Origin of the sequence: Agrobacterium sp. rho-8.1 (genome assembly GCF_033957725.1) — a bacterium.
Lineage (GTDB): Bacteria > Pseudomonadota > Alphaproteobacteria > Rhizobiales > Rhizobiaceae > Agrobacterium.
In genome coordinates this window covers 3,016,038-3,033,839 of the sequence record NZ_CP192788.1, presented here as the reverse complement: position 1 = coordinate 3,033,839, position 17,802 = coordinate 3,016,038, and the positions used below count along the sequence as shown (strand labels likewise).

The 17,802-nt window shown below is 58.1% G+C and carries 17 protein-coding genes and 1 tRNA gene; 10 read left to right on the top strand and 8 right to left on the bottom strand.

What is annotated here, in order from left to right; genetic code table 11:
- Positions 1-69: 69 nt before the first annotated feature.
- The 3 genes from RMR21_RS14730 to RMR21_RS14720 form a co-directional block, all read right to left on the bottom strand.
- On the bottom strand, positions 70-1,062 hold the full coding sequence (locus RMR21_RS14730; RefSeq protein WP_498668701.1) for a BMP family lipoprotein: 993 nt from the start codon (positions 1,060-1,062) through the stop codon (positions 70-72).
- 272 nt (positions 1,063-1,334) lie between these two features.
- Entirely contained in the window at positions 1,335-1,985 is a 651-nt protein-coding gene (msrA, locus tag RMR21_RS14725) for a peptide-methionine (S)-S-oxide reductase MsrA (RefSeq protein ID WP_498668700.1), read from the bottom strand.
- Between the two features lie 68 nt (positions 1,986-2,053).
- A complete protein-coding gene (locus RMR21_RS14720) occupies positions 2,054-2,371 on the bottom strand; it encodes a hypothetical protein (RefSeq protein ID WP_498668699.1) in 318 nt (105 codons plus the stop codon).
- A gap of 241 nt (positions 2,372-2,612) precedes the next feature.
- On the opposite strand from RMR21_RS14720, the gene RMR21_RS14715 reads away from it, so the two are divergent.
- Positions 2,613-2,702, top strand: a tRNA-Ser gene (locus RMR21_RS14715).
- A 36-nt stretch (positions 2,703-2,738) separates the two neighbouring features.
- On the opposite strand, the gene RMR21_RS14710 is transcribed toward RMR21_RS14715, so the two are convergent.
- Positions 2,739-3,971 carry an ROK family transcriptional regulator gene (locus tag RMR21_RS14710; RefSeq protein ID WP_498668698.1) on the bottom strand — a complete coding sequence of 411 codons (1,233 nt, stop codon included), beginning with the start codon at positions 3,969-3,971 and terminating at the stop codon, positions 2,739-2,741.
- Positions 3,972-4,242: 271 nt separating this feature from the next.
- Here RMR21_RS14710 and RMR21_RS14705 point away from each other — a divergent pair, with 271 nt between their 5' ends.
- From RMR21_RS14705 to RMR21_RS14675, 7 genes are all read left to right on the top strand, one after another.
- Positions 4,243-5,265 (top strand): sugar ABC transporter substrate-binding protein, encoded by a 1,023-nt coding sequence (locus RMR21_RS14705; RefSeq protein ID WP_498668697.1) that lies wholly within the window; start codon positions 4,243-4,245, stop codon positions 5,263-5,265.
- Between the two features lie 134 nt (positions 5,266-5,399).
- Complete coding sequence (locus RMR21_RS14700; RefSeq protein WP_498668696.1) at positions 5,400-6,464, top strand: ABC transporter permease; 1,065 nt, start codon at positions 5,400-5,402, stop codon at positions 6,462-6,464.
- The gene (locus RMR21_RS14695; protein WP_498668695.1) at positions 6,440-7,258 is read left to right on the top strand and encodes an ATP-binding cassette domain-containing protein; all 819 of its coding nucleotides are present in this window, start codon (positions 6,440-6,442) and stop codon (positions 7,256-7,258) included. Before RMR21_RS14700 ends, RMR21_RS14695 begins: the two co-directional genes overlap by 25 nt.
- Entirely contained in the window at positions 7,255-7,884 is a 630-nt protein-coding gene (locus RMR21_RS14690; RefSeq protein ID WP_498668694.1) for a nucleoside triphosphate hydrolase, read from the top strand. Before RMR21_RS14695 ends, RMR21_RS14690 begins: the two co-directional genes overlap by 4 nt.
- A gap of 99 nt (positions 7,885-7,983) precedes the next feature.
- Complete coding sequence (gene recF / locus RMR21_RS14685; protein WP_498668693.1) at positions 7,984-9,108, top strand: DNA replication/repair protein RecF; 1,125 nt, start codon at positions 7,984-7,986, stop codon at positions 9,106-9,108.
- Positions 9,109-9,149: 41 nt separating this feature from the next.
- A complete protein-coding gene (locus RMR21_RS14680) occupies positions 9,150-9,911 on the top strand; it encodes a molybdopterin-synthase adenylyltransferase MoeB (RefSeq protein ID WP_498668692.1) in 762 nt (253 codons plus the stop codon).
- Positions 9,908-10,381, top strand: a complete 474-nt coding sequence (locus RMR21_RS14675) for a GNAT family N-acetyltransferase (protein WP_498668691.1) — start codon at positions 9,908-9,910, stop codon at positions 10,379-10,381. Before RMR21_RS14680 ends, RMR21_RS14675 begins: the two co-directional genes overlap by 4 nt.
- 6 nt (positions 10,382-10,387) lie before the next feature.
- On the opposite strand, the gene RMR21_RS14670 is transcribed toward RMR21_RS14675, so the two are convergent.
- Positions 10,388-11,392 carry a 2-hydroxyacid dehydrogenase gene (locus tag RMR21_RS14670; protein WP_183896765.1) on the bottom strand — a complete coding sequence of 335 codons (1,005 nt, stop codon included), beginning with the start codon at positions 11,390-11,392 and terminating at the stop codon, positions 10,388-10,390.
- 184 nt (positions 11,393-11,576) lie between these two features.
- Here RMR21_RS14670 and RMR21_RS14665 point away from each other — a divergent pair, with 184 nt between their 5' ends.
- Positions 11,577-12,113 (top strand): SH3 domain-containing protein, encoded by a 537-nt coding sequence (locus RMR21_RS14665; protein ID WP_498668690.1) that lies wholly within the window; start codon positions 11,577-11,579, stop codon positions 12,111-12,113.
- A 10-nt stretch (positions 12,114-12,123) separates the two neighbouring features.
- Here the strand turns inward: RMR21_RS14665 and RMR21_RS14660 are convergent, their stop codons facing one another.
- A complete protein-coding gene (locus RMR21_RS14660) occupies positions 12,124-13,116 on the bottom strand; it encodes an adenosine kinase (protein ID WP_498668689.1) in 993 nt (330 codons plus the stop codon).
- A 318-nt stretch (positions 13,117-13,434) separates the two neighbouring features.
- Between RMR21_RS14660 and RMR21_RS14655 the strand changes: the two genes are divergently transcribed.
- Positions 13,435-14,379 (top strand): AEC family transporter, encoded by a 945-nt coding sequence (locus tag RMR21_RS14655; RefSeq protein ID WP_498668688.1) that lies wholly within the window; start codon positions 13,435-13,437, stop codon positions 14,377-14,379.
- Here RMR21_RS14655 and RMR21_RS14650 read toward each other — a convergent pair whose 3' ends face one another.
- Positions 14,380-15,399: a class I SAM-dependent methyltransferase gene (locus RMR21_RS14650; protein WP_498668687.1), complete on the bottom strand. Its 1,020-nt coding sequence runs from the start codon at positions 15,397-15,399 to the stop codon at positions 14,380-14,382. It abuts the gene before it with no gap.
- 79 nt (positions 15,400-15,478) lie between these two features.
- Positions 15,479-17,620, bottom strand: a complete 2,142-nt coding sequence (gene pnp / locus RMR21_RS14645; protein ID WP_498668686.1) for a polyribonucleotide nucleotidyltransferase — start codon at positions 17,618-17,620, stop codon at positions 15,479-15,481.
- Positions 17,621-17,802 lie beyond the last annotated feature (182 nt).

Genomic DNA, 17,802 nt, shown 5'->3' with positions numbered 1-17,802 from the left:
TCTCCGGAGGCTGGATATGAAAAGGGCGCAACGCGAATGCCGCGATGCGCCCCTGTTCAAATAATCACATCACTTTGGGCAAGAATTGTCAGACATGTAGTCGTGAACTTTGACGGTGCCTGCAATGATATCGGCCTTCGCCTTATCGACGGCTGCCGTCATCTCTGGCGTGATCATAGCCTTGTTGTTGTCATCGAGAGCGTATGCAACGCCGTCTTCCTTCACGCCCAGAGATTGAACGCCAGCGGTGAACTTGTCATCCTTGGTGTCCTTGAAGGCGTTATAAACGGCGAGATCGACGCGCTTGACCATCGAGGTCAAAACCGAACCCGGGTGCAAGTGGTTCTGGTTGCTATCCACGCCGATGGAGTATTTCTTGTTGTCGGCTGCGGTCTGGAGAACGCCAAGGCCTGTGGCACCGGCTGCCGCGTAGATGACGTCCGCGCCCTGATCGAGCTGGTTCTTGGTCAACTCACCACCACGCACCGGGTCGTTCCAGGCGGCACCGGTCGTGCCGGTCATGTTCTGGAAGACTTCGACCTTGGAATTGGCGGCCTTGGCACCCTGCGCATAGCCGCAAGCAAACTTTCGGATCAACGGAATGTCCATACCACCGATGAAGCCAACCTTGCCTGTCTTGGATGCCATGCCGGCCAGAAGACCGACGAGATAGGAACCCTCTTCTTCCTTATAGACGACGGAGCGTACATTCGGCAGCTCAACGACGGAATCGACGATCACGAACTTGGTGTCGGGAAACTCGGCTGCAACCTTTTCCATGGCTGACGTCCACGCGAACGACACCGCAACAACGGGGTTGAACCCACGGCTGGCGAAATTGCGGATGGCCTGTTCGCCCTGCGTGTCGCTGGTCGGCTCGAAATCGCGGTATTCGGTACCGGTTTCAGCCTTGAACTTTTCAGCGCCTGCGGCAGCGGCTTCGTTGAACGACTTGTCGAATTTGCCGCCCGTGCCATAGACCAGAGCAGGCTTGATGTCCGCAGCCAAAGCGGAAGCCGACATCGCGGCCAGCGCGAAAAGCGTCAGAAGGGATTTTTTCATTGTGCAGCCCTGTTGTTACAGTTTGGTTTTTTAAAGGGTCCTCCCGCAAACCCGTTGAAGCGGGCATGTCTGCGGAACTGCCAGCCTTTTCTAGACTGTGCGCGGCGATACTTGCATGCCTTCAAGAAAAATTCATCCGCTTTTTTTGACCCGATGGAAAAACCGTTAACTGCCGATATTTTCATCCCTGACGATAGGCATTTGCAAAAAAGAAGAGCGCCTCCCGACGTTTGATGACGTCAGAAGGCGCTCTCGATCGATTTAATGTCGGATCAACCGATGTTGCAGCTCACGCCGGTTCCGCGCAGGCCACAATATCCGCCGGGGTTCTTGGCGAGATATTGCTGATGATAATCTTCGGCGTAATAGAAGATATCCAGCGGCTCGATTTCCGTCGTGATCGACTGACCGTGCCCGGCAGCCTTCAAGGCCTGCTGGAACGTGTCGCGTGCAGCCTTGGCCTGCGCAAGCTGCTCTTCGCACGTCGTATAGATGACGGAGCGATAGGTCGTGCCGATGTCGTTGCCCTGGCGCATGCCCTGTGTCGGGTCGTGCTCCTCGAAGAAAATCTTCAGCAGGGAGCCGAGCGAGACTTTCGCCGGATCATAGACCACCTTGACCACTTCGGCATGGCCGGTCAGCCCCGTCGTGGTTTCCTGATAATGCGGATTGCGGGTTAAGCCGCCGGAATATCCGACGGCGGTGACCCACACGCCCGACGTTTTCCAGAACAGACGTTCTGCACCCCAGAAACACCCCATGCCGAGATAGACCGTTTCGAGATGATCGGGATAGGGACCTTTGAGGGGATTTCCGTTGACGAAGTGGTGCTCCGGCACGGTGACTTCTTCATCGCGACCGGGATAGGCCGTCTCCGGCGTGGGCATGGTCGTTTTCTTGGACTTGGTATCAAACCCGAACATTGCATTCTCCTTGCGGCAACACATGCCGCCATCTGGTTTGTGCATTCCTGGTCGTGGCGAACCCGCCTCTAAGCGGAAAAGCGGCCCAGCGCCCTGCGCTTCCTGTAGCCCGCCATCCAGAACAGGAGGGAGAGGGCAAGAAGAACCGCAAAGGCAGGAACCATTGAAAGACCGTTTTCGGACCATCGCCACGCTTCAGGATGAATATAGTGCGCGACACCGGCTTGTGCCATGGCAAGCGAGGCGGGAAAAAACTCAAACCAGACATCCCGAGCGCTCATCAGGTCTACCGATGAGGTGGAAACGGAGCGGATCGAATCAAACACGCCAACGCTGACCGCTGCTGCCAGACACACAAAACTGATGAACCGGAAAATCGCTTTCACGAAAAAACCTCTACCGATGGCCGTTCAGGACCGCGCTGCCCTTGATGGGATCGACGCATTTTTATTGGCCTGTTGCCCCACTGGATAAAGGTGCCCAAGCACCTTTGCAATCGCGCTCACGGCAAGGAATTGTCCAGCAAATGAAAAAACTGTCAGATTCGGGTTGATCCCAGCGAATTCATCGGTATATATCGCGCCGTTCCAGTGATTTGCAGTTTTCCAAACATGCAGACGTTTAGACGGACAGGTGGCCGAGTGGTTTAAGGCGCACGCCTGGAACGCGTGTGTGCGTGAAAGCGTACCGTGGGTTCGAATCCCACCCTGTCCGCCATCCCTCTCATCAGAACCTTCTGACACATCAGCCCGATCACGCCGTCGTTTCCTTGAACAGTACGTTCTGGTCGAGCAGATAACGCGAGAACAGCGGCAGGCTTGCGCCGCCGATGGCACGGGCTTGGCTGCCGACGGCCCCTTCTCGGATTTCGGGGACGACGACGCCCTGGAGGTCGTGGAGATCGAGTGCCTTGCGGGTGGCAGCGGTGATGCGCGCGCGGACCCATTCTGGAAAACCGCCATCGATGATGACGCAGGCAAAATCGATGATCGAGGCTGCGGCGAGCACGGCCTGGGCAAGTGCTGCGGCAGCGTTCTGGATCCAGCGTTCCAGGGGTTCACCGAAATCCACCCAATCGTCAGGTGAGAACCACAGCGGTTTTGGATCTATGTCGTTTTCGCGCAACATGTCTTCCAGCACAAAGATCGAAGCGATCTTGAGAAGCGGTACGGTGGAGCCATCTCGTCCCTGCACCGGAAGTGGCCCGATGGCGCCCGCAGCGCCGGTACGTCCGGAAAACAGGGCCGAATTCAGCACGACGCCGCCACCGATGAAGGAGCCGATGAAGACATAGAGGAAATCCGGGTAGTTTTGACCGGTACCGAAAACGAGTTCCGCGCCACAGGCGCTGGTCGCATCGTTCTGGAGAAACACCGGATAATCCACCTGTTCGGCGATTCCCGCCCGCAGATCGACACTCCGCCAGCGGTCCATTTCTGCCTGCGGCGCGCCCACCTCGCGGGCCCAGCTCCACAATTCGAACGGGGCTGCGATGCCGATGCCCGCAATACGCTGGCGCTGGTCGGGTGTGAGTTGCGCTTCCAGTTCGGCAATACCATCGACTACGAAGGGTAAAATCCATTCGGGCATGGGATAGGGGTAGGTGTTGCGCAGCTTCAAGCGTATGCGCCCGACGAAATCCATCAGCACCAGATCCACGCTTCGGCGACCGATTTTCACACCGAAGGAGAACACCGCGTCCGGGTTCAGTCGCATGGGCGTGGAGGGCTGACCGACCTTGCCGCGTAGCGGTTCCCCACGGATCAGAAGTCCGTCGCTTTCGAGCGAGCGCATGATGACGGACACGGTCTGGGCCGACAGGCCGCTTCGGCGGGCAATCTCGGCTTTCGACAGGCCGCTGTGCCGTCTGACCAGCGACAGGACGAGACGTTCATTATAGGCGCGAACGCGCACCTGATTGGCGCCTCCGCTCACATCCGGTGCTGTTGCTGGCGCGTGCTGTTGAAGCTCGCTTGAGCGTCTCATATGGCATTCCCTCCCTGCCAGCGACGTTTTCCATCGCCTGCATATGCTTTCCACATGCTTGATATTTAAGGGAAAAGTGGTGTCCTCCCACCCCGTTTCCCTTGGCCGTGGAAAACTTAACATGCCATAAGGAATTAATAATTCAATTGGATTTATTTATTGACAGATGCCTGTTTTGGTGCTTCCATCTGTCGCAGTGGCTCCGCTCTTGGAGGAGAAGGGCCGCAACAGTCGCTTCAACAGAAGCACTTGTCTCATCAGGGAGGACTACATGAAAAGCACTGTTTCCGCCATTCTCGGCGCGCTTGCGCTTGGCGTTTCTTTTGCATCCGTCGCATCGGCTGCCGATACGGCTGTCTGCCTCATCACCAAGACAGATACCAATCCGTTCTTCGTCAAGATGAAGGAAGGCGCGACAGCCAAGGCCAAGGAAGTCGGCGTGACGCTGAAGTCCTATGCCGGTAAGATCGACGGCGATTCCGAAAGCCAGGTTGCCGCAATCGAATCCTGCATTGCCGATGGCGCAAAGGGCATTCTCATCACGGCATCCGACACCAAGGGCATCGTTCCTTCGGTCAAGAAGGCACGTGATGCAGGCGTTCTGGTCATCGCGCTCGACACGCCACTCGACCCGGTCGGTTCGGCTGACGCGACCTTTGCGACCGACAACCTGCTTGCCGGCAAGCTGATCGGCGAATGGGCCAAGGGCACGATGGGCGACAAGGCCAAGGACGCCAAGGTCGGCTTCCTCGACCTGACACCTGACCAGCCAAGCGTCGATGTTCTGCGCGACCAGGGCTTCATGATCGGCTTCGGCATCGATCCGAAAGACCCGAACAAGATCGGCGATGAAGTCGATCCACGTATCGTTGGCCACGACGTGACCAACGGCAACGAGGAAGGTGGCCGCAAGGCCATGGAAAACCTTCTTCAGAAGGACCCTGACATCAACGTCATCCACACGATCAACGAGCCTGCCGCCGTCGGTGCCTACCAGGCACTCAAGGCTGTCGGCATGGAGCAGAACGTGCTGATCGTATCGGTTGACGGCGGTTGCCCGGGCGTGAAATCGGTTCAGGACGGCGTCATTGGCGCGACATCGCAGCAGTATCCGCTGATGATGGCAGCCCTTGGCGTCGAAGCGATCAAGAAATTCGCCGACACCGGCGAGAAGCCAAAGCCGACCGAAGGCAAGTCCTTCTTCGATACGGGCGTTTCGCTTGTGACTGACAAGCCGGTCTCCGGCGTGCCATCCATCAGCGTCAAGGAAGGCCTCGCGAAGTGCTGGGGCTGATCCCTACCCTTCGATAAACCCGTACCGGTCGGAACGATGTTCCGGCCGGTTTCGCCCAGAAGTTTTCGCTGTCAGATTACCCGGCTAAAGATCGGGCCCGGATCGGGCTTATGCTGGCGAGCGGAGGAGGAAACATGAGCGGAATTCAGGAATTCGAGCAAGTGCTCGATGGCAGCGACAAGAATGTCGCCTCGTTCGAACAGCAAAATATCTCACTTTTGAAACGCGCGCAGAATTTTCTGCACTCGACACCGGCGGCCGTGCCGCTGATCGTCCTGGTGATGTCGATCGCGATTTTCGGTCTGACCATCGGCGGTCGTTTCTTTTCGTCCTATACATTGACCCTGATCCTTCAGCAGATTGCCGTCGTCGGTATTCTCGGCTCGGCGCAGACGCTCATCATTCTGACGGCCGGTATCGACCTGTCGATCGGCGTCGTCATGGTCATCTCATCCGTCGTGATGGGCAATGTGGCCGTGACCTATGGATTGCCGAGCGGCGTTGCCGTTCTGGCCGGTTTCGTGGTCGGCGGATTGTGCGGGCTCTTCAACGGCTTTCTGGTCGCCGTCGTCAAATTACCGCCGTTCATCGTGACGTTGGGATCATGGAATATCGTCATGGCGACGAATTTCATCTATTCCGCGAACGAGACGATTCGCGATACGGATGTATCTCAGAACGCACCCCTTCTTCAGGTCTTTGCCACCAATTTCCGCATCGGCAGCGCCATCTTCACACTTGGCGTCATCGCCATGGTGCTTCTGGTTGGCCTTCTCTGGTACATTCTCAACCACACGGCCTGGGGTCGCCACGTCTATGCCGTGGGTGACGATCCAGAAGCGGCAAAGCTCTCCGGTATCCAGACGCGCAAGGTCCTTCTCAGCGTCTATACCGTGGCTGGCATCATCGCAGCCTTTGCAGCCTGGGTCGCCATCGGCCGTAACGGATCAATTTCGCCCTCTGCCGCCGTGACCGACTATAACCTGCAAGCCATTACGGCGACCGTGATCGGCGGCATCTCACTGTTTGGCGGACGCGGCTCCATTCTCGGCACACTGTTTGGTGCGATGCTGGTGGGTGTGGTGTCGATGGGTCTCAACATGCTCGGTGCAGACCCGCAATGGAAAGTCATGTTGACCGGCTGGCTGATCATCGCCGCGGTCGCAATCGACCAATGGATCCGAAAGGCAGGCGCGTGATGACCACAGACACCACAAAGCAACCCATTCTTTCCGCCCATGGTCTGGTCAAGCGTTACGGCCGCGTGACCGCTCTCGACAATGCCGATTTCGATCTCTATCCAGGTGAAATCCTGGCTGTCATCGGTGACAACGGCGCGGGCAAATCCTCTCTGATCAAAGCTCTGTCAGGGGCCGTCCGTCCCGACGAAGGCGAGATCAGACTGGATGGCAAGCCTGTTCACTTCAAGACGCCGCTCGAAGCCCGTGACGCCGGGATTGAGACCGTCTATCAGAACCTTGCGCTCTCGCCTGCCCTTTCGATCACCGACAATATGTTCCTGGGTCGTGAATTGAGAAAGCCTGGGTTTATGGGCACAGTCCTGCGCAAGCTCGACCATTCCGCCATGGACAAGTTTGCCCGCAACAAGCTGTCTGAACTCGGCCTGATGACCATTCAGAACATCAACCAGTCGGTGGAAACGCTGTCCGGTGGTCAGCGTCAGGGTGTGGCCGTTGCCAGAGCAGCCGCCTTCGGTTCCAAGGTCGTCATTCTGGACGAACCGACGGCGGCGCTGGGTGTGAAGGAAAGCCGTCGCGTGCTGGAACTCATTCTCGATGTGCGCTCGCGTGGCATGCCGATCGTTTTGATTTCGCACAATATGCCGCATGTGTTCGAGGTCGCAGACCGCATTCACATTCACCGGCTGGGCAAGCGCCTTTGCGTCATCAACCCGAAGGAATACACCATGTCCGACGCGGTTGCCTTCATGACGGGCGCAAAGGAACCACCGAAAGAGACGATGGCTGCATGACGACCACGCTCAATGCGATGGCTGAGGACATTCTCCGACGCGCCTCAGACCATGCACGCTTCATCGTTGCCATTGCCGGTCCCCCTGGGGCCGGCAAGTCCACGCTGGCAGATGCGCTTTACGGTGAACTAACCAGACGCGGAGAAAAAGCCGAAGTCCTGCCCATGGACGGCTTTCACATGGACAATGGCATTCTGCAACAGCGCGGCTTGCTGGCCCGCAAGGGTGCGCCTGAAACCTTCGATATCAGGGGTTTTGCCGATATCGTCGCCGCCGTTCGCAAGGCGGATCAGGAGGTGCTCGTGCCGGTGTTCGACCGGTCGCGCGAAATCGCCATCGCCTCTGCCCGGGCCATTGCGCCGGATACCCGGTTTATTCTGGCCGAAGGCAATTATCTTCTTCTCAACGAAGAACCTTGGGTCCATCTGAAAAGCAGCTACGATTTTTCGATCTTCGTTGGTCCCTCCGTCGAGGTTCTGGAACAGCGGCTGCGTGATCGCTGGATCGGCTATGGCCTGGACGAAGCAGGAATCGCCGCCAAGCTTTACGAGAACGACCTGCCGAACGGCAAACGCGTCATCGAGAATTCCAAGGGTGCGGATATCAACATCGACATCTGGGAATAGCGTCCGAACCGGCAATCAATATGCGCTTTGTCTGAAAATCCATTCCGATTTCCCAGCGCATGTTGTAGGTCATGATTCCATGACGATTCTGGATGCGGCATGACTGCCAAGGTTTTCCTCTCACGACTGAAACTGAGCGAGTTTCGCAATTATGCGGAGGTCTCGCTGCGCCTCGATGCGCGCCATGTGGTGCTGACGGGCGACAATGGATCGGGCAAGACCAATCTTCTCGAAGCCATCTCCTTCCTGTCGCCCGGACGCGGATTGCGGCGTGCGACACTTTCAGATGTCACGCGTGTGGGTGCCGGAGGTATGGGGTTCTCGATCTTTGCCGAGGTCGATGGCATGGATGGCGAGGTTGCCATCGGCACAGGCGTCGAGGGAGAGGGCGAGGCCCTGTCGCGCCGGTTGCGGTTGAACGGCACGCCGGTCAAATCCGTCGATGAATTGACCGACCACCTTCGGGTGTTGTGGCTGACGCCTGCGATGGACGGGCTGTTTACCGGCTCGTCTTCCGACCGCCGCCGCTTTCTCGACCGATTGGTCTTGTCGCTCGACCCAAGCCATGGACGCAGGGCCAGCGACTTCGAAAAAGCCATGCGCGGGCGCAATCGCCTGTTGTCGGACGGGCGTTTCGATCCTGTCTGGCTGGAGGCCATCGAAAAACAAATGGCAGAACTGGGCATCTCCATGGCCGTTGCCCGCCATGAAATGCTGGGCTTGCTGAAAGCGCTGATCGACAGCCGCAGCAACGACGCAAACTTCCCGACCGCATCGCTGACGCTCTCTGGCTTCATGGACGGCGAGTTTCATCGTCCCGCGGTCGATCTGGAAGACGCGTATCTGGCAACGCTGAAGGACAACCGCTATCGCGATGCCGCAGCCGGGCGCACGTTGGAAGGTCCACACCGGGCTGACCTGTTCGTGCGCCACGCAGAGAAGGACATGGATGCGGGCCGTTGCTCGACGGGCGAGCAAAAAGCGCTTCTGGTCGGGCTGGTTCTGGCGCATGCGCAACTCACGGCCAACATGACCGGCCATGCGCCGGTGCTGCTTCTGGATGAGATTGCCGCCCATCTGGATGAAGGGCGACGGGCTGCACTGTTCGATCTCATCCATGCGCTGGGTGGGCAGAGCTTCATGACCGGCACGGACGTTTCGATGTTTGCGGGGCTCGGTGAGCGCGCCCAGTTTTTCGATGTTTCCCATGGAAGCATCGGGTGATAATTCTAGATTTCTGTTGAGCATTGCCGGGAGAAGTGACTTTGGACCCCCTGACACCAGAGGAAATCGAACGCTACAAGCGCCATATTCTTTTGCCGGAAATCGGCGGCGCGGGCCAGCAGCGTCTCAAGGCTGCCAAAGTGCTGGTGATCGGCGCAGGTGGCCTCGGTGCGCCGGTGCTGTATTATCTGGCAGCGGCTGGCGTGGGTACGCTCGGTCTTATCGATGACGATGTGGTTTCGCTCTCCAATCTCCAGCGTCAGATCATTCACGACACGGGCACGATCGGAGAACAGAAAACGGAAAGCGCCCGCCGCTCCATCGCGCAGTTGAACCCGCATGTGCGGACGCAGAATTTCGAGGAACGATTCTCGCTTGTCTGGGCGAATGACCATCTGAAATCCTTCGATCTCGTTATCGATGGTTCCGATAATTTCGACACACGCTACGCCGCAGCCGACGCAGCAGAGACCGCTGGGGTGCCGCTGGTGACGGGCGCCGTCGGTCGCTTCGATGGTTCCGTGACCGTCTTGAAACCTTATGAGACCGGACCCGATGGCATGTTATGGCCGGGTTATCGCGATCTCTTCCCTGCCCCCCCACCGGAGGGAGTGGTGCCATCCTGCGCCGAAACAGGCATCATCGGTGCCCTCACCGGGGTGATCGGCACGATCATGGCGATGGAAGCCATCAAGCTGATAACCCGGACCGGAGAGCCGCTGATCGGACGGCTGCTCCTATACGATGCGCTGGCGGCGCGGTTCGATACCGTTCGCTACAAGCGGCGTGCACAGACATCATGATCGATATCGTCAAGATCGACGGCGACTTTTCGCGGTTTTCCGAGTTGCTGGCGCTGATCAGGTCATCCTTTGCCTATATGGACGGCGTGATCGATCCGCCGTCTTCCGCGCACCGGCTGACGCCCGAGACACTGACGCAGAAAACACGTGACGAGATCGCTTTTATTGCGCTTGAGGACGAGACCCTGCTGGGGTGCATATTCTTGAGGCCGGAAGCAACCAGCCTTTACGTCGGCAAACTCGCGGTTCCCCCATTGGCGCAGGGCAAAGGCGTAGGCTTTGCTCTTCTGGGTAAAGCGGAAGAGGTAGCCCTTGGTTTGGGGCTTATGGCGCTGCGGCTGGAAACGCGCATCGAACTCATCAGCAACCACCGCCGCTTTGCTGCATGGGGTTTCGTAAGAACGGCAGAAAATTCCCATCCCGGCTATACGCGCGTAACCTCCATCGAGATGACGAAGCGTCTGGCCTGATATCGTCTAGGCCCGCCCCGGCAGGACCCGATTTGGGGGCCGGTGGCCATCGTAAAAGGCGCGGATGTTGATGATGACCTTGTCACCCATATCGATGCGGCCTTCGATGGTGGCGGAACTCATATGCGGCAACAGAACGACCTTGCCTTCCTTGGCGAGCTTGATGAGTTTGGGGTTGACCACCGGTTCGTTTTCGAAAACGTCGAGGCCCGCGCCCGCAATCTTGCCGTCCATTAGGCAGCGGATCAGCGCTGCCTCGTCGATGATATCGCCGCGCGCCGTGTTGACGATGTAGCTCGTGGGCTGCATCAGCGCCAGATGGCGGGCCGATATCAGGTGATAGGTGGCAGGCGTCGAAGGGCAGTTGACGGACACGATGTCGACGCGGGCCAGCATCTGGTCCAGACTGTCCCAATAGGTCGCTTCGAGCTCGGCTTCGGTGGCCGGATTGACACGCTTGCGGTTGTGATAATGTATCGACAGGCCAAAGGCCTTGGCGCGACGGGCGACCGCCGTGCCGATGCGCCCCATGCCGACAATGCCGATGCGCTTACCCGACAGACGGCGTCCCAGCATCCATGTGGGTGACCAGCCCAGCCATTCATCCGAGCCGTTGGCGAGAACGCGGGTTCCTTCCACCAGACGGCGCGGGACGGCCAGCACCAGGGCCATGGTCATATCGGCGCTGTCTTCGGTCAGGACGTTGGGCGTGTTGGTGACGGTGATGCCCTTGCGGGCGGCAGCATCCACATCGATATGGTCGATACCGTTTGAAAACCCGGCGATCAATTTCAGTTGAGGGCCTGCCTGCTCGATCATATCGGCCGTGATGCGATCCGTGACGGTCGGCACCAGAACGTCCACTGTCTGCATGGCTGCGATCAGCTCAGCCTTGGTGCGTGGGGCATCTTCGATGTTCAGTTCCGCGTCGAACAGCTCTCGCATGCGGGTTTCGACCAGATCCGGCAATTTGCGTGTCAAATAGACGGTCGGTCTCTTCTTATTCGTCATTGTCCGATGGCACCTTGTTCAGAGGTCGTTAACCAAAAAGAGCGATAATTTCTTTCACCACGGGCGTTTCTACCAGACCCACCGGCGAAGACAAACAAATCTCGCATGTTGCCTTCATCGACTGTTGAAATGGTAGGCCTGATCGTCATCTCGATTGCTGAAACGCAAGGAAACGGAAACCGGCATGCGTAGCATTGTCCTTATTGTCTGCATGGCATTGTCGCTGGGTTTTCTCGACGCTGCAAGCGCACCTGTGATGGCACAAGGTGCGGCCAAGGGCGCAAGCGGCCTGCCTTTGCCACGCTTCGTCAGCCTGAAATCGAGACGCGTCAACATGCGCATCGGCCCGAGCACAGATTACGCGGTGTCGTGGATGTACATGAAGTCCGGCATGCCGGTTGAAATCATTCAGGAATATGAAAACTGGCGGCGTATACGCGACGCCGATGGCACCGAGGGCTGGGTCAACCAGGCGCTGCTATCGGGCGAGCGAACCGCCGTCGCAGCGCCATGGATGCGCGGCAAGGGAAAGGACGTCTATGTCAACCTGCGCCGTGAACCCCAATCCGGCGCGGGTATTATGGCCAAGCTGGAGCCGGGTGTTCAGATCAGGATCGGCGAATGCAACGGCGACTGGTGCAAGGCCGAAGCCGGTCAGGTGACCGGCTGGGTGTCTCAGGGTGAAATCTGGGGTGCATATCCCGGAGAAGCCTTCAAGTAGGCGATGGCCTTCAGATAAGGCCGTGCTTTTCCGCCAGCGCCTTCAGCGACGACATGGGACGTGGACCGACCTGCTGGATGACGGCAGCCGCCGCCAGGCATCCGAGCTTGCCGCTGTCTTCCAGCGAACGCCCCTGCGTATAGCCATACAAAAAGCCAGCGGCGAAAAGATCGCCCGCGCCCGTCGTGTCGACCACGTCGAAAACCGGGTAGGCCTCGACCTTGATGCGTTCTGTGCCGCGAACGATGGTTGCGCCCTCCTCGCTCATGGTCACCGCCGCAATCTTGCAATCGGCAGCGATCTTTGTCAGCGCCAGATCGAAATCATCGGTCTCATAGAGCGAGAGCGCTTCCTGCTTGTTGGCGAACACGATATCGACCGTGCCGGAGCGCATGAGATCGAGAAATTCATCGCGGTAACGACCGACGCAGAAGCTGTCCGACAGCGTCATGGAGACTTCACGACCGTTTTCATGGGCAATGCGAGCACTATCGCGGATCGCATCCTTGGCGCGTGGCGGGTCCCAGAGATAACCTTCGAAATAGGTGACCTGCGAAGAGGCAACGACCGATGGTTCGACGTCTTCGGGACCGAGATCGACACAGGCACCGAGATAGGTGTTCATCGAGCGCTCTCCGTCTTCGGTGACGAAGATCATCGAGCGTGCTGTTGGCGGGAACGTGCCTTGCGGTTTGGTCTCGAAGTGAACGCCCTGGGCGCGAATATCGTGCTGGAAAATCTCGCCAAGCTGGTCTTCCGCAACCTTGCCGAAATAGGCTGCACGACCGCCGAAATTGGCAATGCCAGCCGCCGTGTTGCCAGCACTGCCACCAGATGCTTCCAGTGCTGGGCCCATCAACGAATAGAGCAGTTCGGCGCGCTCGGCATCGATGAGGTTCATCGCGCCCTTGGTGATCTTGGTCTCTTCCAAAAACTGATCATTGCAGCGGGAAATGATATCAACGATGGCGTTGCCGACCGTCAGTACGTCGAATTTTGTCATGAGCCTCTTATCCGAGATGCATCGATCGATGCGTTACCTGCCATCAGGTCTTAAAGAATTTTGGCGACAAGAAAAGCCAAAACCGTTGCCACCCCTGGCAGAACAGGTGCTGCGAAAAAAAGAAATGCGTCATGTGTCTGTCATGCAGCGTTGTTATAGAATGCCCATTGCGTCATCACGGATGTACTGGTGAGGCAAGCGGATGAAAGCGGGGGCGACCTCGCTTTTTTCTTTTGTGCGGGCGCGTTGGTTGTTCGCCTGCCACAGATGCGCTAGACCCGAAGTCTCGTGCCAAGGGCCTGCGAAAGTACCTCCGCAATGTATGCTGTCGCCATCAATGTCGCTCCGATCTTCCTGCTCATTCTCATTGGCTGGATCACGGTCAAGCTGAAGCTTTTCAAGGCGGACGCCAGCGATGTGCTCAGCGACTTCGTCTTCAAGATCGCCGTTCCCACACTAATTTTTCGCACGCTTGCGTCTGCCGATTTTCACGGCGCCTCGCCGTTCAAGCTGTGGGTGACCTATTTTGCCGGCGTCGCGGTGACCTGGACCGTGGGACAGCTGGTGACCCGGCACGTCTTCAAACAGGATTTGCGCGTCAGCGTCGTCGCTGGAATATCATCCGCATTTGCCAACAACATCTTCATCGGCCTGCCGCTCGTCGGGCGCTCCATCGGTAGCGAAGGCATTGTGGCGATTTCCATTCTGCTGGTGATACACCTGCCGATCATGATGATTGCCGGAACGATTCTCATGGAAAATGCCACCCATAAGGTTCTGGGCGGAGAAAAGCGCAGCGCATTTGCCGTTCTGAGGCAGGTGGGGCGAAACTTGGCACAAAACCCGCTGGTGATCGCGCTTGTGCTGGGTTTGAGCTTCAACATGACGGGCTTTGCGATGCCTGAGGTCATGACGACCGTCATCGATCAGATTGCCAGCATGGCGGGACCGGCGGCACTGATATCGCTGGGTATGGCACTGACCAAATATCCCATTCGCGGCAATTTGCGTATTGCGGTGACGATGACCGCCTTCAAATTGATCCTGCTACCTGCCTGCGTGTGGCTGACCGCCCATGCGCTGGGTTTGAGCCCGGCATGGACCGCCGCACTGGTCCTCACATCCTGTGTGCCGACCGGAATCAACTCCTGGCTGCTGGCCAACCGCTTCGGCATCGGTCACAGCATTGCCGCCTCCACGATCAGCATTTCCACCCTGTTCGGTGTGCTGACCGTGTCGTTCTGGGCGTGGCTTTTGAGCTGATTATTTCTGCGCGCTCAAAACCTTGAAGCGCGAGTTGCGGCAGACTTCCTGGCTGGAGCGGAATTCCGTGGACAGCATCGTCTCGTAGGGCATGCCGCGATTGGCAACCATCAGCAGCTTTCCGCCACTGCGCAGTGCCGTTGCCGCCGTCTTGATCATCGCTTGGCCGAGGGCTGGCTCTGACGCCTGCCCATTGGCATGGAAGGGCGGGTTCATGATGATGAGATCGTATTTTTCCTTTGGTGGCTCTGCCACCAGATCCTGCCAGAAGAAGCGTGCCGTGAGACGTGGGCAGTTTTCCAGCATATTGGTCTTTGCGAATTCCAGCGCGTTCCAATCGGCTTCGAACAGATCGATCCGGGCGGTGCGCGCGGACTTTTCAGCCAGCATGACGGAAAGATAACCCCAGCCAGCACCAAAATCGGCGGCATTGCCATCGAAATCCGTCGGCAGGCGTGATGCCAGAAGTTCGGAGCCGCCGTCCACGCGGTCGTGCGAGAACATGCCGGGCATCGCGGTAAAGCGGCCATCGATGGTGGCGGCACCCTGCTGGAGCTTGGAAACAGCTGCCGAGACATCGTCGGGACGTCTGAACCAGATGGCGACGCCGTGATATTTCGGTGTCGATTCCGCTTCGATCCCAAGCTTCGACAGGGTCTTGCGCAGCGTGACGATGCCGTCTTCCTTGGAACCGGCAGCAACGATCAGGCCACCCGCCTTGACGCGGATGAGCGCCTGCGCAAGGCGGTTTTCGTTTTCGCCACGATGCTTGCCGCCGATGAGAAGTGCCACGTCATAGTCTTCACCCGAAATCTCCGGCGTTACCTCTACGCCCTGCGCATGCAGTGCACGGTAGAGCGGGCGCATGTTCTGAACGGCTGTAATGGTGGCATCGAACCCTTCCAGACGCGGCGCGCCCGCTTCAGCGCCCAGAAACAGGACGCGTTCGTCCGCTTTAGGGCTCGCCAGCATCTCTGCGGCAAAGGGGTGAAACAGGGTTTTGACGGCGTCGCGGCTCATGAGGGTCGTTCCTAGGTTCAGATAGAAAAAAGGCGCGGGGAGAAATCCCGCGCCTCGATATCTTCAAGCGCATGCAGCCTTATTCGGCAGCTTCGCCTTCGCTCTTCTTTTCAGCAACGGCTTCCTTGCCGGTTGCCTGATCGACAACCTTCATGGACAGGCGAACCTTGCCACGCTCGTCAAAGCCCATCAGCTTGACCCAAACCTTGTCGCCTTCCTTGACGACGTCGGAGGTCTTGGCAACGCGATCGGATGCCAGCTGCGAGATATGAACGAGACCGTCGCGTGCGCCGAAGAAGTTGACGAATGCGCCGAAGTCAGCGGTCTTGACGACCGTGCCTTCGTAGATCATGCCAACTTCAGGCTCTGCAACGATGGAGTGGATCCACTTGCGGGCCGCTTCGATTTCCTTGCCCGAGGACGAGGCAATCTTGACTGTGCCATCGTCTTCGATGTTGATCTTGGCGCCGGTCTTTTCAACGATTTCGCGGATAACCTTGCCGCCGGAGCCGATAACTTCACGGATCTTGTCGACCGGAATGTTCATGACTTCGATGCGTGGTGCAAACTCGCCGAGCTGCGAACGTCCTTCGGTGATGGCGTTGGCCATTTCGCCTAGAATGTGCGTGCGACCGCCCTTTGCCTGCTCCAGAGCAACCTTCATGATCTCTTCGGTGATACCGGCGATCTTGATGTCCATCTGCAGCGAGGTGATGCCATCGGCTGTACCGGCAACCTTGAAGTCCATATCGCCGAGGTGATCTTCGTCACCCAAGATATCGGAGAGAACGGCGAAGCGTTCGCCTTCGAGGATGAGGCCCATGGCAATACCGGCAACCGGCTTGGCAAGCGGAACGCCAGCGTCCATCAGAGCGAGCGATGTGCCGCAAACGGTTGCCATCGAGGACGAGCCGTTGGACTCGGTGATCTCGGAGACAACGCGCAGCGTGTAGGGGAACTGCTCAGGCGATGGCAACATCGGACGGATTGCGCGCCATGCGAGCTTACCGTGACCGATTTCGCGGCGGCCCGGGGAGCCCATGCGGCCTGTTTCACCAACCGAGTAGGGAGGGAAGTTGTAATGCAGAAGGAAGCGTTCCTTGTACATGCCAGTCAGGCTGTCCACATACTGCTCGTCTTCGCCGGTGCCGAGTGTTGCAACAACGATGGCCTGGGTTTCGCCGCGTGTGAACAGCGCCGAACCGTGGGTGCGTGGCAGCATGCCGACTTCCGACACGATCGGACGAACAGTGGACAGATCGCGACCGTCGATGCGGCTCTTGGTGTCCAGAATGTTCCAGCGAACGATCTTCGCCTGAAGATGCTTGAAGACAGCGCCGATGACTTCATTGGTGTACTTCGGCTCTGCACCTTCCGGGAAGAAGTGCGCCTTGACCTTTGACTTGGCGACGTCAACGGCTGCGTAACGGGCAGCCTTTTCAGTGATCTTGTAGGCATCGCGCAGTTCAGCTTCGGCAACGCCGAGCATTTCAGCTTCGAGGGCGGAGAAATCTTCCGGCTCGAATTCGCGGGGTTCCTTGGCAGCAACTTCAGCCAGCTTGATGATGGCGTCGATGACAGGCTGGAAACCGCGGTGACCGAACATAACGGCACCGAGCATGATTTCTTCGTTGAGTTCCTTGGCTTCCGATTCAACCATCAGGACGGCGTCCTGCGTACCGGCAACGACCAGATCCAGAACCGACTCGTCCATCTCGTCGAGATGCGGGTTCAGAACATATTCGCCGTTGATGTAGCCGACGCGTGCACCGCCGACTGGGCCCATGAAGGGAACACCCGAAAGCGTCAGCGCTGCGGAAGCGGCAACCATCGACAGAACGTCCGGGTCATTTTCGAGATCATGCTGAATGACTGTCACGACAACCTGTGTGTCGTTCTTGTAGCCTTCAGGAAACAGCGGGCGGATTGGACGGTCGATCAGGCGGGAAACCAGCGTTTCCTTTTCGGAAGGACGGCCTTCGCGCTTGAAATAGCCACCGGGGATCTTGCCGGCTGCGTATGTCTTTTCCTGGTAGTTGACGGTCAGCGGAAAGAAATCCTGACCGGCCTTTGGAGACTTTGCGGAAACGACGGTCGCGAGAACCATTGTTTCGCCGTAGGTTGCGATCACCGCACCATCGGCCTGACGGGCAACTTTGCCTGTCTCAAGTCTTAAGGGGCGGCCTGCCCACTCGATTTCGACGGAATGTTGATTGAACATATCTTGTCCTCAAATGTCGCCTCGGTTCTCACAGTGAAGGAAAACACGGAGGCTTTAACAGGTCACGGGCAAGACAGCGGGAGGCTCAAACGCATGTACAAGAGACATGCAGCAACGCTTCAGGCGTTACTAAAGCATCCGGCAATCCTGCCCCATGACAGGTCATCGGTTTATGTCAGACG

Excerpts from the sequence above, each read along its gene's own strand:
- RMR21_RS14730 (WP_498668701.1), bottom strand. The coding sequence starts at position 1,062 with ATGAAAAAATCCCTTCTGACGCTTTTCGCGCTGGCCGCGATGTCGGCT.
- msrA (WP_498668700.1), bottom strand. The coding sequence starts at position 1,985 with ATGTTCGGGTTTGATACCAAGTCCAAGAAAACGACCATGCCCACGCCG.
- RMR21_RS14710 (WP_498668698.1), bottom strand. The coding sequence starts at position 3,971 with ATGAGACGCTCAAGCGAGCTTCAACAGCACGCGCCAGCAACAGCACCG.
- RMR21_RS14705 (WP_498668697.1), top strand. The coding sequence starts at position 4,243 with ATGAAAAGCACTGTTTCCGCCATTCTCGGCGCGCTTGCGCTTGGCGTT.
- RMR21_RS14700 (WP_498668696.1), top strand. The coding sequence starts at position 5,400 with ATGAGCGGAATTCAGGAATTCGAGCAAGTGCTCGATGGCAGCGACAAG.
- RMR21_RS14695 (WP_498668695.1), top strand. The coding sequence starts at position 6,440 with ATGGATCCGAAAGGCAGGCGCGTGATGACCACAGACACCACAAAGCAA.
- RMR21_RS14690 (WP_498668694.1), top strand. The coding sequence starts at position 7,255 with ATGACGACCACGCTCAATGCGATGGCTGAGGACATTCTCCGACGCGCC.
- recF (WP_498668693.1), top strand. The coding sequence starts at position 7,984 with ATGACTGCCAAGGTTTTCCTCTCACGACTGAAACTGAGCGAGTTTCGC.
- RMR21_RS14675 (WP_498668691.1), top strand. The coding sequence starts at position 9,908 with ATGATCGATATCGTCAAGATCGACGGCGACTTTTCGCGGTTTTCCGAG.
- RMR21_RS14670 (WP_183896765.1), bottom strand. The coding sequence starts at position 11,392 with ATGACGAATAAGAAGAGACCGACCGTCTATTTGACACGCAAATTGCCG.
- RMR21_RS14665 (WP_498668690.1), top strand. The coding sequence starts at position 11,577 with ATGCGTAGCATTGTCCTTATTGTCTGCATGGCATTGTCGCTGGGTTTT.
- RMR21_RS14660 (WP_498668689.1), bottom strand. The coding sequence starts at position 13,116 with ATGACAAAATTCGACGTACTGACGGTCGGCAACGCCATCGTTGATATC.
- RMR21_RS14655 (WP_498668688.1), top strand. The coding sequence starts at position 13,435 with ATGTATGCTGTCGCCATCAATGTCGCTCCGATCTTCCTGCTCATTCTC.
- RMR21_RS14650 (WP_498668687.1), bottom strand. The coding sequence starts at position 15,399 with ATGAGCCGCGACGCCGTCAAAACCCTGTTTCACCCCTTTGCCGCAGAG.
- pnp (WP_498668686.1), bottom strand. The coding sequence starts at position 17,620 with ATGTTCAATCAACATTCCGTCGAAATCGAGTGGGCAGGCCGCCCCTTA.